10 protein-coding genes are annotated in these 12,539 nt (G+C 76.9%); 5 read left to right on the top strand and 5 right to left on the bottom strand.

Going from position 1 to position 12,539, the window contains the following annotated elements:
* Window positions 1-34 precede the first annotated feature (34 nt).
* Complete coding sequence (gene gabT / locus T328_RS26665; protein ID WP_496498719.1) at window positions 35-1,393, top strand: 4-aminobutyrate--2-oxoglutarate transaminase; 1,359 nt, start codon at window positions 35-37, stop codon at window positions 1,391-1,393.
* Between the two features lie 134 nt (window positions 1,394-1,527).
* Entirely contained in the window at window positions 1,528-2,274 is a 747-nt protein-coding gene (locus tag T328_RS26660; protein WP_496498718.1) for a phosphatase PAP2 family protein, read from the top strand.
* A 61-nt stretch (window positions 2,275-2,335) separates the two neighbouring features.
* Here T328_RS26660 and T328_RS26655 read toward each other — a convergent pair whose 3' ends face one another.
* Window positions 2,336-3,376, bottom strand: coding sequence for a DUF308 domain-containing protein (locus tag T328_RS26655; RefSeq protein WP_496498717.1), 1,041 nt, complete (start codon window positions 3,374-3,376; stop codon window positions 2,336-2,338).
* A gap of 41 nt (window positions 3,377-3,417) precedes the next feature.
* Window positions 3,418-3,831, bottom strand: coding sequence for a DUF4190 domain-containing protein (locus tag T328_RS26650; protein WP_496498716.1), 414 nt, complete (start codon window positions 3,829-3,831; stop codon window positions 3,418-3,420).
* Window positions 3,832-3,952: 121 nt separating this feature from the next.
* On the opposite strand from T328_RS26650, the gene T328_RS26645 reads away from it, so the two are divergent.
* Both T328_RS26645 and T328_RS26640 read left to right on the top strand, forming a co-directional pair.
* A complete protein-coding gene (locus T328_RS26645; RefSeq protein ID WP_496498715.1) occupies window positions 3,953-5,026 on the top strand; it encodes an adenosine deaminase in 1,074 nt (357 codons plus the stop codon).
* The gene (locus T328_RS26640; protein WP_496498714.1) at window positions 5,023-5,733 is read left to right on the top strand and encodes a glycerophosphodiester phosphodiesterase; all 711 of its coding nucleotides are present in this window, start codon (window positions 5,023-5,025) and stop codon (window positions 5,731-5,733) included. Before T328_RS26645 ends, T328_RS26640 begins: the two co-directional genes overlap by 4 nt.
* Before the next feature lie 71 nt (window positions 5,734-5,804).
* On the opposite strand, the gene T328_RS26635 is transcribed toward T328_RS26640, so the two are convergent.
* The 3 genes from T328_RS26635 to T328_RS26625 all read right to left on the bottom strand — a co-directional run bounded on the left by T328_RS26635 (window position 5,805) and on the right by T328_RS26625 (window position 8,587).
* Entirely contained in the window at window positions 5,805-6,158 is a 354-nt protein-coding gene (locus T328_RS26635) for a hypothetical protein (RefSeq protein WP_496498713.1), read from the bottom strand.
* Window positions 6,159-6,283: 125 nt separating this feature from the next.
* A complete protein-coding gene (locus tag T328_RS26630) occupies window positions 6,284-7,930 on the bottom strand; it encodes an MFS transporter (RefSeq protein WP_496498712.1) in 1,647 nt (548 codons plus the stop codon).
* 57 nt (window positions 7,931-7,987) lie between these two features.
* Window positions 7,988-8,587 (bottom strand): NAD(P)H-dependent oxidoreductase, encoded by a 600-nt coding sequence (locus T328_RS26625; RefSeq protein WP_496498711.1) that lies wholly within the window; start codon window positions 8,585-8,587, stop codon window positions 7,988-7,990.
* A 119-nt stretch (window positions 8,588-8,706) separates the two neighbouring features.
* On the opposite strand from T328_RS26625, the gene T328_RS26620 reads away from it, so the two are divergent.
* Window positions 8,707-12,513, top strand: a complete 3,807-nt coding sequence (locus T328_RS26620) for an AfsR/SARP family transcriptional regulator (protein ID WP_496498710.1) — start codon at window positions 8,707-8,709, stop codon at window positions 12,511-12,513.
* Window positions 12,514-12,539 lie beyond the last annotated feature (26 nt).

The raw sequence follows: 12,539 nt of genomic DNA, 5'->3' as shown, positions 1-12,539 counted from the left end.
GACCATCGTCGTCCGGACCCGGAGGAGATCCCCCATGACCAGCGCTTCCGCCACCGCAGGCGCCGCGCTCCCCCAGGAGCGGCGGCTTGTCACCCCGATCCCGGGGCCGAAGTCCCAGGAGCTGATGGCGCGCAAGAACGGCGCCGTGGCCCAGGGCGTGGGCACCGTGATGCCCGTGTTCGCCGCCCGCGCCGCCGGCGGCGTCGTCGAGGACGTCGACGGCAACCGCCTCATCGACTTCGGCGCCGGCATCGCCGTCACGTCGGTCGGCAACAGCGCCGAGGCCGTCGTCCGACGCGCGTCCGCGCAGCTGGCCGATTTCACGCACACCTGCATGATGGTCACGCCGTACGAGGGCTACGTGGAGGTCTGCGAGCAGCTCGCCGAGCTGACCCCCGGCGACCACGCCAAGAAGTCCGCGCTCTTCAACTCCGGCGCCGAGGCCGTCGAGAACGCCGTCAAGATCGCCCGTTCGTACACCGGCCGCCAGGCCATCGTCGTCTTCGACCACGGCTACCACGGCCGTACGAACCTCACCATGGCGCTGACCGCCAAGGACATGCCGTACAAGCACGGCTTCGGCCCCTTCGCCCCGGAGATCTATCGCGTCCCGGTCGCGTATCCCTACCGCTGGCTGACCGGCCCCGAGAACTGCGCCGAGGAGGCCGCGGCGCAGGCCGTCGACGTGATCAGCAAGCAGGTGGGGGCGGAGAACGTGGCGGCGATCGTCATCGAGCCCATCCTCGGCGAGGGCGGCTTCATCGTGCCGGCCGCCGGCTTCCTGCCGCGGATCGCGCAGTTCGCGAAGGACAACGGCATCGTCTTCGTCGCGGACGAGATCCAGTCCGGCTTCTGCCGTACGGGCCGCTGGTTCGCCTGCGAGGAGGAGGGCGTCGTCCCCGACCTCATCACCACCGCCAAGGGCATCGCCGGCGGCCTGCCGCTGGCGGCGGTCACCGGCCGGGCGGAGATCATGGACGCCCCGCACGTCGGCGGCCTCGGCGGCACGTACGGCGGCAACCCGGTGGCGTGCGCCGCCGCGCTCGGCGCCATCGAGACGATGCGCGAGCAGGATCTGAACGCGAAGGCCCGGCGCATCGAGGAGATCGTGAAGAGCAGGCTGACGGCGCTCAAGGAGAAGCACGACGCCATCGGCGACGTCCGCGGGCGCGGTGCGATGCTGGCCATCGAGCTGGTCAAGCCGGGGACGAAGGACCCGGACCCGCAGCTCACGGCGGCGCTGGCCAAGGCGTGCCACACGGAAGGACTGCTGGTGCTGACCACCGGGACGTACGGGAACGTAATGCGCTTCCTGCCGCCGCTGGTGATCGGCGAGGATCTGCTGGCCGAGGGGCTGGACATTCTGGAAGGGGCGCTCTCGCGGACCGCGTGAGGCAGGCGGTACGAGCACGGCGGTACCCGCGCCGGCCGCCGTCGCGGGTACCGGAGCCGGCGCGGGCGCAGGAGCCAGCGCGCGCGCCGGCGCGGCGGCCCGGCGCGGCGTGGGCTGCGTGGGCTGGGTGGGCTGTGTGGGCTGCGTGTGGCTGCGGCGTGCTGTACGGGCTGCTCGCGTGGCAGGTCGCGGTGGACGGGCCGGTGCGCGAACTGGACGAGCGCGCCGGCCCCGCGCTGGCGCGGCACGCCCCCGCGGGGGCGGAGCTGCTGGCGGACCTGGGCGGGGTGTGGGTGGCGCTGCCGGTACTGGCGGCGGCGGTGCTGTACGCGCTGTGGCGTACGCCGGTACGGACCGGGCCGGCGGCCGACCGCGTACGCCGCTCCCTCCGCGGCCTCGTGCACCACCTCCTGCACCATGTCTTGCACCGCCTCCCCGCCGCCGTCCGGGTCCCGCTGCTCGCCGCCGTCGCGGCGTTCGCCGTGCTGCCCGCCGTCGTCATGCCGCTGAAGTCCGCCCAGGCCCGGCCGGGTCCCAAGGGCCCCCTCGCCGACGACTACGCCGGCTTCTTCCCCTCCGGCCACTCCGCGACCGCTGCCGTCGCCTACGGCGCCGCCGTGCTGCTCCTGCTGCCGCTGCTCCGCTCCCGCGCCGCGCGACTGCTGCTGGTCGCCGCGGCGGGGCTGGTGGTGCTCGGAGTGGGGGCGGGGCTGGTGTGGCGGGAGTACCACTGGCCGCTGGACGTGCTGGCGGGGTGGTGCGTGGCCGGTGTGCTGCTGGCCGGCGGCTGGTACGGGGCCGCCCGGCTCACGGCGTACGCCGCGGCCCGGCTCACTCCGGACCACCCGCCCCGTCCGCCGCGCCCGTCTCGCCCGCGATGAGCGCCGCCGCCGCGTGCGTCGCCGGCTCCAGCACCACCGGATCCGTCAGCCGCCGTTCCCGTCAGGCGGGCCGCTCTTCGGTGCGGCCGTCGAGGTCCTTCCACCAGTACGCGTACTCGTACTGACCGCCCGGCGAGACCTCGAACTCGACCTCCGACAGCCCCCCGTCCGTGGCGAAGCGGTACGTGCCGACCGCGACGTGGTCCTCGGCGAGGGTCAGCGGCAGCCCGTCGCCGCTCTCCTGCTCCAGGTACGCGGCGTCGGAGCCGATGGGGTAGGCGCTGACCTCGCTGTTCGCCAGGGTCGCCACCCCGCCGGTGCCGTTGACGACCCGGACCCGTACCTCCACGACGTCGCCCGGGGCCGGCTCCGCGTCGAGGGTCACCTCCAGCCCGTCGTCGTACGTGATGGTCTCGCCGGCCTCGACCGCGCTGTCGGTCTCGGGCGAGACGGGGGCGAAGCGGTCGATCGCGAGGACGACGAGCAGGATGCTCATGCCCACGCCCGCCACGGCCGCGACGCCGCCCAGCCAGATCCCCCACAGCCCGGACGCTCTGTTGCGGGCCTCGCCGCGCCGGACGCGGCGGACGGCGGTGACGCCGAAGCCGATGGCGAGGCCGCCGAGGATGACGGCGAGGGGGCTGAGGAGGAGCGTGAACGCGAGCGTGGCGCCGATGATCCCGAGAATGAGCGCCGCGATCCCGGCGCCGTTGCGCGGCCCGGCGGGCGGCACCCAGACGTAGGGGCCGGGGAGGTACGGCTTCGGGCCGTACGCACTCGATCCGGTCGCCGGCTGCGGGCGCATCCAGCCGGGTGCGACGGGGACGGGCGGGCCGCCGTCGGGCGCGGGCAGGAGGGCGTCGTCCGGGGCCGGCGTCCCCGGGGCCGGCGTCCCCGGGCCCGTAGCGTCACCGGTCTCAGCGCCCGCCGCCACGTCCGCGGGGGCCCGCACCGCGCCAGGCGCCCCGGCCGCCCCGGCCGTACCGGCCGCCTCGCGGCCCTCCGCCGGCGCCGCCCCCGGGCCGGGGCCGGCCGGCTCCCGGGCCGCCTCCACGCGGAGCGCGCCTCGCCCCGCCGCGTCGTCCCGCCGGTCCGTGTCCATGGGCTCAACTGTACGAGCCGCCCGCACCCCGCCGGACCTGCTCACCCCGCTCCGCCGCCCGCCCACGGCAGCGTTCCCGACCGGTCCTCCATGACCTGCACGCTCGGCCCCTCACGCCGGTCCGCGGGCTTCTCCTCCTCGTCGTCCCCGGCGAAGATCACGCCCGCCAGCGTCAGCACGATGACCACCGCCGCGACCGCGAACGCCACCGCGCCCGTCGTGATGCCGATCACCGCGTTCCGCCCCGCGGCCACCCCGGCGCGCCGCGCCCGGCCGCGCGCGAGCAGCCCCAGCACCAGCGCCGCCGGGCCCAGCAGCACCGAGAGCGCCATGCCGTAGACCGTGGGCAGGAGCGTGACGCCGACGATGCCGCACACCATCGCCTTCGTCCCCAGGCCGGCCGGTCCCCGCCGCTCCCCGGCGGCGGCCGGCGCCGACGGACTGCTCGCCGCCATATCCGCTCCCCTCCGCTGCCCACCGCGCGCTGTCGCGGCCCTACCGCGCCGCGCGCACGCGCGTTCGCACATGCTACGGAGCCGCGGCGGCGCCGTCAGTCCGTTGGCCTACGATGATGCGATGGTCGATCTCGACTCCTTCATCGCCGGTCTGCCGAAGGCCGAGCTCCACGTCCACCACGTCGGCTCCGCGTCGCCCCGCATCGTCGCCGAACTCGCCGCGCGGCACCCGGACTCCACGGTGCCCGCGGACGCCGGCGCGCTCGCCGACTTCTTCAGCTTCCGCGACTTCGCCCACTTCATCGAGATCTACCTCTCCGTCGTCGACCTCGTCCGCGACCCCGAAGACGTGCGCCTGCTGACGTACGAGATCGCCCGCGACATGGCCCGGCAGAACATCCGCTACGCGGAGCTGACCGTCACGCCGTACAGCTCCACCAGCCGCGGCATCCCCGACCTCCCCTTCCTCGACGCCCTGGAGGACGCCCGCACGAGCGCCGAGTCCGAGCTGGGCGTCGTGCTGCGCTGGTGCTTCGACATCCCCGGCGAGGCGGGGCTGGCCGCGGCGGAGGAGACCACGCGGATAGCCGTCGACGTCGGCTGCGACGGCCTCGTGGCCTTCGGCCTCGGCGGCCCCGAGATAGGTGTGCCGCGCGGGCAGTTCAAGCCGTACTTCGACCGGGCCATCGCGGCCGGGCTGCACAGCGTCCCGCACGCCGGCGAGACCACCGGGCCGCAGACGGTCTGGGACGCCGTCACCGAGCTGCGCGCCGAGCGCATCGGGCACGGTACGAGCGCCGCGCAGGACCCCAAGCTGCTGGCGCACCTCTCCGAGGCGGGGATCCCGCTGGAGGTCTGCCCGACCTCCAACGTCGCCACGAAGGCGGTCCGCTCGCTCGACGAGCACCCGCTGCGGCAGATCGCCGACGCGGGCGTGCTGGTCGCGCTGGGCAGCGACGACCCGCCGATGTTCGGCACGGACCTCAACACGGAGTACGCGGTGGCCGCCCGCCTCCTCGACCTCGACGAGGCCGGGGTCGCGGCGCTGGCGAAGAACTCCGTCGCGGCGTCGTTCATGGAGCCGGCCGCGAAGTCGGCGCTGACGGCGGAGATCGACGCGTATCTCGCCGCCGGCCCGTCGGCCACCCCCGCCGGCGGCGCCGGCCGCGTACCCGCGACCCCGGCCGCCTCGTGACGGATTCCGCCCCCGCCGCCCCCGCCCCCGGGGTGCTGGCCGTCGCCCACCGTGGCGATCCGTACGTCGTCCGCGAGAACACCCTCGGCTCGCTGCGCTCGGCGGTGGCGGCGGGCGCGGACGCGGTCGAGTTCGACGTCCGGCTCACGAGGGACGGCATGCCGGTGCTGCTGCACGACCGCACGCTGCAGCGGCTGTGGGACCAGGAGGTGACGCTGGCGTCCCTGTCGTACGCGGAGGTCCAGGAGCGCACCGCCGGCGGCATCCCGACGCTGCGCGAGGCGCTGAAGGTCATGGCGGAGAGCCCGGGCGTACGGTCCTTCATCGACCTCCCCGACCCGGCCGCGGCCGAGCCCACCATCGCGGAGGTGCTGGACAGCGACGCGGCGGACCGCACGTACTACTGCGGCGGCACCGCCGCCCTGCTCACCATCCGCGCCGCGCACCCCGATGCCGAGATAGCCCTCACCTGCTCCTCCCCCGTCCCGTACCGCGCGGGCCTGCTCCGGCGGCTGCGCCCGGAGTGGCTCAACTACCGCTTCGGCCTCCTCGACGAGGCCACGGTCCGCGAGGACCACGAGGCGGGCTACCGGGTGTCCTGCTGGACCGTGGACTGGCCCCGCAACTGGCGCCGTCTGACGGCGATGGGCGTCGACGCGATCACCAGCAACCGCATCCGGGGCCTGCGCCGCCACCTGGGTTCCTGAGGAGATTCCGCGACATCGGGGCCGCCACGTCAGGGCCCCGACGTCAGAGACCCGGCGCCAGAGACCCGGCGTCAGGGCCACAGGCGGGTGAAGACGACGGCGCTCTCCCGTCGGCCGTCGCCGGCGGTGTCCAGGGTCAGCCTGCCCCCGCGCCAGGTGCCGCGGAACGTGCGGGTGCCGTCGGCGCGGAAGTGGCTCGGGGTGGTGAAGGCGACCCGGCCGGAGCGGAGTTCGAAGCGGGCCTCGTGGACGCCGGGCGGCGGGTTCTCGCGGCGGAGCCAGCTCTCGATCAGCCCGCCGGCCGCGGGGCCGGGCGCCGGGCGTACGAGCACGTCGAGGACGAGGCCGTCAGGGTAGAAGCGGAGCACCTGCGGGCCGGCGGCGAAGATGCCCGACAGCCCGGGCCGCGGCCGGCGTCTGCCCATGGGGGAACCCTCGCAGGCCGGTGCCCGGGGCGCAACGGCCGGTGCCGCGCGGCGGGGGCTCGACTCCCCTGCCGCGCGGCTCTCTTCCGCTCCGTACGCCGGCTGTCCTGGACGGCGTACGGGCCTCAGCGACCGGCTTCCGCCGGCACCGGGGTCTCGTCCGCCGCGGGCGGATCGGACGGCGGGTCGGACGGCGGGTCGGACGGCGGGTCCGTGGGCGCCGGCTCCGCGGTGCCCGCGGCGGGGACGCGGCGCAGCAGCGTCACCGACAGCACCGCCGCCGCCACCGCCAGCCCCGCCGCGATCGCCGCCGCCACGTTGAGCCCGCTCGCGAACGCCGCCTTCGCCGGCGCCAGCACCGCCTCGCCCAGCGCCGCCGGCAGGTCCTCCGCCGCGCTCAGCGCGCCCGGCAGGGTGTCGCGGGCGGCGGCGTCCGCGCCCTCGGGTACGCCGGCGGGGAGGCTCGACGTGGCGGTGTCCATGTCGCCGCGGTAGACGGCGGTGCCGACGCTGCCGAGCAGGGCGATGCCGAGGGCCACGCCGAGGTCGCTCGCGGTGCTGTTGACCGCCGACGCCGCGCCCGCCTTCTCCGGCGGGGCGGAGCCGATGACGAGGTTGGTGGCCAGGGCCATCACCGGCGCGATGCCCGGGTAGAGCAGGTAGAAGCCGGTGATCAGCATCGGCAGCCCGCCCACGCTGTCGACCTGGGTGAGGACCACGTACCCCGACACCGACAGCAGGCTCCCCGCCGCCACGACGTACCCCGGGCGCACCCTGCGGGCGATCACCGGCGACAGCATCGAGACGATCACCAGCAGCACCGCCGCCGGCAGGATCCACAGCCCCGCCTCCAGCGGCGTCAGCTCCTCGACGAGCTGCAGGTACTGCGTGAAGAGCAGGTACACACCGCCGAGCGCGACGGCGCTGAGGAGGAACACGGCGAGGGCGCCGCTGAAGGTGCGGTCGCGGAACAGCCGCATGTCGAGCAGGGGGTTGCTCAGCCGCAGCTGCCGCCGTACGAAGACGGTCGAGAGCACGACGCCGAGCGCGAGGGCGACGATCGCGGTGGCGTTCACGCCGTGCGCGGCCATCTCCTTCACCCCGTACACGACGGGCAGCACCGTGACCATCGACAGCGCCACGCTCGGCAGATCGAGCCGCCCCGGCTGCGGCGCCCGGTACTCGGGCACCAGGAACGGCGCCGCGAGCAGCACCAGCGCCATTACCGGCGCCCCCGCCAGCAGGGCCGCGCCCCACCAGAAGTTCTCCAGCAGCAGCCCGCCGACCAGCGGGCCGACGGCCACGCCGACGGACACGGACGCCGCCCACAGGCCGATGGCGGTGGCGCGCTGCTTGGCATCCTGGAACATGTTGCTGATCAGCGAGAGCGTCGACGGCATCACCGCCGCGGCGCCCACGCCCATCACGGCGCGCGCCGCGATCAGCGCCTCCGCGCCGGGCGCGAAGGCCGCCGCGGCCGAGGCGGCGCCGAACGCCGCGGCGCCGAACAGCAGGATGCGGCGGCGGCCGATGCGGTCGCCGAGGGTGCCCATCGCGACGAGCAGGCCGGCCATCATGAAGCCGTAGATGTCGTTGATCCACAGCAGCTGGCCGCTGCTGGGTTCGAGGTCGGCGGCGATGTCGGGGGTGGCGAGGAACAGCACGGTCATCGTGACGAACAGCAGGATCGTCGGCGCGAGCAGCACCGCGAGGCCGAGCCACTGCCTGGGCCCGGCGCGCAGCGCGGGGGCCTCCGGGGCGATTGCGGACATGATTCTTCCGTTTCGGGAGTCGGGGACGGGTCGTGGACGGGTCGGGGATGGCTGGGTTCAGAAGGGGTACGGGGCGTGGGCGCGGGCGGTGCGCAGGGCGCGGGCCCACCAGATGAGTTCGTCGAGCGCGCCGTCGGGGCAGTCGGTCTCGTGGACGGTCAGCGCGTGCGCCTCGGCGAGGTCGGCGCGCAGGGCCCGAAGGGCGCGCGGGGCGCCCTCCCCGGCCCGTACGTGCAGCGCCACCGGCCGGGCCTTGAACGCCTCCGCGCACCACACCAGCGCCCGCCGCAGCGGCCCGGCGGAGTGCGCCGGAACGGCGGCCGGGGCGACGACGACGAACCCGTCGGCGGCGTCCAGCCACGGCCGCAGCTCCCGTACGGCGGGCGGCTCCGGCGCGGCGCCGGGCAGCACCCCGGGGCACGGCTCCGGCAGGCAGGCCGCCGCGAGGTCGATCAGGTCCACCTCCAGGCAGGCCCGCCGCCCGGCGAGCCCGGCGAGCCGCCGGGCCTCGGCGCCGGCCACCCGGCCGGGCACGAGGCCGCCGAGAACGGTCAGCCGCAGCGTGACGTCCGCGACGTTCGCATCATCCGTGATGTCCGGCGCCATCCGGGCTCCCTCCCGCTCGCTCTCCGGCTCGTTCTCGACGACGGGGACCACGCTCCGGCAGAGCGCTCCAGGTCTCCTTCGGATCCGCTTCAGGTCCGCTGCGGGTACGGCCCGAAGCGCGCCCGAAGCACGGCGCGGGGCCCGTCGGTGGGCTGGGTTACGGTGAACGAATGCGCTTCGGGGTGCTCGGTCCGCTGGCGGTGTGGACGGCCGGCGGCCAGGCGGTCCGCGTACCGGAGGTGAAGGTCCGCAGCCTCCTCGCCGACCTGCTCATCCACGCCGGCCGCGCCGTGCCCGCCGACCGGCTCGTGGACGACCTGTGGGGCGACGCCCCGCCGGCGAACCCGGCCGGCGCCCTGCAGACCCGCGTCTCCCAGCTGCGCCGCGCGCTCGCGGACGCCGAGCCCGGCGCCCGCGCGCTCGTCGTCTCCCGCCCGCCCGGCTACCTGCTGGACGTCGACCCCGAGGCCACCGACACCGGCCGCTTCGCGGCCCTGACCGCCGCCGCCCGCCGCGCCGACGGCCCCCGGGAGCGCGCGGCGCTGTTCTCGGACGCGCTCGCGCTGTGGCGGGGCGAGGCGCTGGCGGACTTCGCCGACGAGGAGTTCGCGCGGGCGGAGATCGCACGCCTCGACGAGCTGCGGCTGACGGCGCTGGAAGAACAGGCGGAGGCCCGGCTCGAACTCGGCGAGCACGCGCTCCTCGCCGACGAGCTGGGCGACCTCGTCGCCCGCCACCCGCTGCGCGAGCGGCTGCGCGCCGCCCAGCTGCGCGCGCTGTACCGCGCGGGGCGGCAGAGCGAGGCGCTGGCGAGCTACGGGCGGCTGCGCACGCAGCTCGCGGAGGACCTGGGCCTGGACCCGGGCCCGCAGCTGGTCGCGCTGCACCAGTCGATCCTGGAGCAGGACCCGGCCCTCGGCCCGCCGGAGCGGGAGGCGGCGGCGGTACGGGGCAACCTGCCGGCGCCGCACGGGGAGCTGATCGGCCGCGCCGAGGCGGTGGCGGCGGTGCGGGAGCTGCTGTCGGCGGGCCGGCTGGTGACGCTGACCGGCCCCGGCGGGGTGGGCAAGACCCGGCTGGCGCTGGAGACGGCAAGGGGGCTGCCCGGGGCGTTCCCGGACGGGGTGTGGCTGGTGGAGCTGGCGACGCTCGCGCCGCCGCGGCCCGGTGCGCAGGCCGAGGACGGCGCCGGCACGCCCGACGCGGACACGGCGGCGGAGGTCGTGGCCGCGGCGCTGGGCGTACGGGATGAGACGGCCGGCGGCGGGCTGCTGACCGGCGCCGGCGGCGCGGCCCCGGCGGCGCGGCTGGCCGAGGCGCTGCGTACGAAGCGGGCGCTGCTGGTCCTCGACAACTGCGAGCACGTCGTGGACGCCGTCGCCGCGCTCTGCGCCCGGCTCCTCGCCGCGGCGCCCGGCGTGCACGTCCTGGCGACCGGGCAGGAGCCGCTGGGCGTCGGCGGCGAACGCCTGTGGCCGGTGGCCCCGCTGGACGTCCCGCCGCCGGTGCCGGACCCGGCGGTGCCGAGCCCGCCGGTGCCGGACCCGGCGGTGCCGAACCCGCCGGTGCCGAACCCGCCGGTGCCGGACCCGGCGGTGCCGGCGGCGGCCGGGCCCAGCGGCGCCGGTACGGACCTGCCGTGTGGCACCGCGGCGGACCGGCCCGGAGCCCTCGGCACGGAGCGGCCGGGCTCCCCCGCCGCGGACGGGCACGCCGCCGGCGGCGTGGACGCGGCGACCGCCGCCGCCGGCGCCCAGCGCCCGCCCACCGGCCCCGGCCCCGCACCGGGCTCGACCACCGCCACCGGCCCCGCCCGCGCCACCGCCCCGGCCCGTACCACCGCCACCGGCACCGGCACCGGCACCCACCTAACCGGCGCGCCCGCCCCCACGCCCGCCACCGACCCGGCCCGTACCACCGACCCCGCCACCGGCACCCACCCGACCGGCGCGACCGCCCTCTCACCCGCCCCCGGCCTCGCCGCCCTCCGCGCCTCCGGCGCCGTCCGCCTCTTCGCCGAACGGGCCGCGGCCGCCGCCCCCGGCTTCACCGTGGACGCGGCCAACGCCGCCGCCGTGGCGACCGTCTGCCGCCGCCTCGACGGCATCCCCCTCGCCCTGGAGCTGGCCGCCACCCGCGTACGGGCCCTCGGCGTCCACGAGCTGGCCGCCCGCCTCGACGACCGGTTCCGGCTGCTCTCCACGGGCCCGCGCGACGCGCCCGACCGGCAGCGCACCCTGCGCGCGATGCTCGACTGGAGCTGGGAGCTGCTGACCGCCCCCGAACAGGCCGCGCTCCGCCGTCTGTCCCTCCACGCGGACGGCTGCACGCTGCGTGCCGCCGAGGCGGTCTGCGCGGGCGACGGCATCGCCGAGGACGACGTGCTCGGCCTCCTCGCCCGCCTCGTCGACCGCTCCCTGGTCATGGCCACGCCCGGCGACGGCGTCACCCCCGCCCGCTACCACCTGCTGGAGTCCGTCGCCGCCTACGGCCACGAACGGCTCTGCGAGGCCGGCGAGTTCACCTCCGTACGCCGCCGCCACACCGCGCACTACGCCGCCCTCGCCGCCGAGGCGGAGCCCCAGCTGCGCGGCCCCGCCCAGCGCCAGTGGCTGCTGCGCCTCGACGCCGAGTCGGCCAACATGCGCGCGGCGCTGGAGGACGCGGTACGCACCGGCGCCGCGGCCACGGCGCTGGGCCTCGCCGGCGACCTCGCGTGGTACTGGGTGCTGCGCGGGCGCCTCGGCGAGGGCCGCCGCTTCCTGACCACGGCGCTGACGGCGCCGCCGGCGGAAACCCCCCGCCGGCCGCCGGCGGAAACCCCAGCCACCGGCCCGGAGCCGGAACCCGCCGCGGCGACTCCCGCCCCCGACCTGACCGCGGCCCGCACCGCCGCCCTCACCTGGCGCGCCGCCATGACCCTCCGCCTCGGCGAGCCCCTCGCCCCCGACGCCCTGCCCACCCCCCGCCCGGCGCCGCCCACCACCCTCCCCGCGCTGGCCGCGGGCGCCCGCGCGGACGCCTTCCTCGGTCTCGCCCGGCTCGGCCTCGGCCCGCTGCCCGGCGGCGACGACCCCCTGACCCGCGCCGAGGAGGTCTTCCGCGCCCTCGGCGACCAGTGGGGCACCGCCGCGGTGTCCAGCACCATCGCCCGGCACGCGGTGCTCCGCGGCGACCTGCCGGCGCTCGCGGGGTACGGGGAGCGCAGCATGGCGCTCTTCGCCGCGCTCGGCGACCGCTGGGGCCAGCTGCACGCGACGTACGCCCTCGGCACGTACGCGGAGATCACCGGCGACTACGCGCAGGCCGCCCGGCTGCACCGCGAAGGCCTGCGGATGGCCGAGGACCTGGGGCTGTGGTCGGAGGTGTCGGACAAGCTGTCGATGCTGGGCCGCATCGCCCTGCTCACCGGTGACACCGGGCAGGCCGACGCCCTGCACGGCCGCGCCGCCCGGCTGGCCGCCGAGCAGGGGTACGTGGTGGGCGAGGAGTTCGCGGGCATCGGACTGGCGATGGGCGCCCGGCGGCAGGGCCGGCTCGCGGAGGCGGAGGCGCACCTGCGCCGCTGGCTCGACTGGGACCGCAAGATCGAGTCGGACGTCGGCACCGCCCTGATCCTCGCCGAGCTGGGCTTCGTCGCGGAGCTGGCCGGCGACCCGGAGGCGGCCCGCGCCCACCACCGCGAGGGCCTGGCCTTCGCCCGCCCCACCGGCGACCCCCGCGCCCTCGCCCTCGCCCTGGAGGGCCTCGCCGGTGCGGAGTCCCTCGCGGGCAACGCCGCCCTCGCCGCCCGCCTCCTCGGCAAGGCCACCGCCCTCCGCACCGCCGCCGGCGCCCCGCTCCCCCCGGCCGAACGCACCGACACCGACCGCGTCATGGCCCGGCTGCGCGCCGCGTCGGACCCGGCGGAACTGGCGGCGGAGCTGGCACGGGGCGAGCAGGCGGACGTGGCGGACCTGTTGAGCGGGGTGGCGTGAGTGCCGCCCCACGGGAACCGGCGGGG

The sequence above is a fragment of the Streptomyces sp. CNX435 genome, from assembly GCF_059570575.1.
This window is presented reverse-complemented; position numbering and strand designations above follow the sequence as displayed.

What these genes read in the sequence shown, in the direction of transcription:
- gabT (WP_496498719.1), top strand. Translation starts at nt 35, where the DNA reads ATGACCAGCGCTTCCGCCACCGCAGGCGCCGCGCTCCCCCAGGAGCGG.
- T328_RS26655 (WP_496498717.1), bottom strand. Translation starts at nt 3,376, where the DNA reads ATGGACACGGACCGGCGGGACGACGCGGCGGGGCGAGGCGCGCTCCGC.
- T328_RS26650 (WP_496498716.1), bottom strand. Translation starts at nt 3,831, where the DNA reads ATGGCGGCGAGCAGTCCGTCGGCGCCGGCCGCCGCCGGGGAGCGGCGG.
- T328_RS26645 (WP_496498715.1), top strand. Translation starts at nt 3,953, where the DNA reads ATGGTCGATCTCGACTCCTTCATCGCCGGTCTGCCGAAGGCCGAGCTC.
- T328_RS26635 (WP_496498713.1), bottom strand. Translation starts at nt 6,158, where the DNA reads ATGGGCAGACGCCGGCCGCGGCCCGGGCTGTCGGGCATCTTCGCCGCC.
- T328_RS26630 (WP_496498712.1), bottom strand. Translation starts at nt 7,930, where the DNA reads ATGTCCGCAATCGCCCCGGAGGCCCCCGCGCTGCGCGCCGGGCCCAGG.
- T328_RS26620 (WP_496498710.1), top strand. Translation starts at nt 8,707, where the DNA reads ATGCGCTTCGGGGTGCTCGGTCCGCTGGCGGTGTGGACGGCCGGCGGC.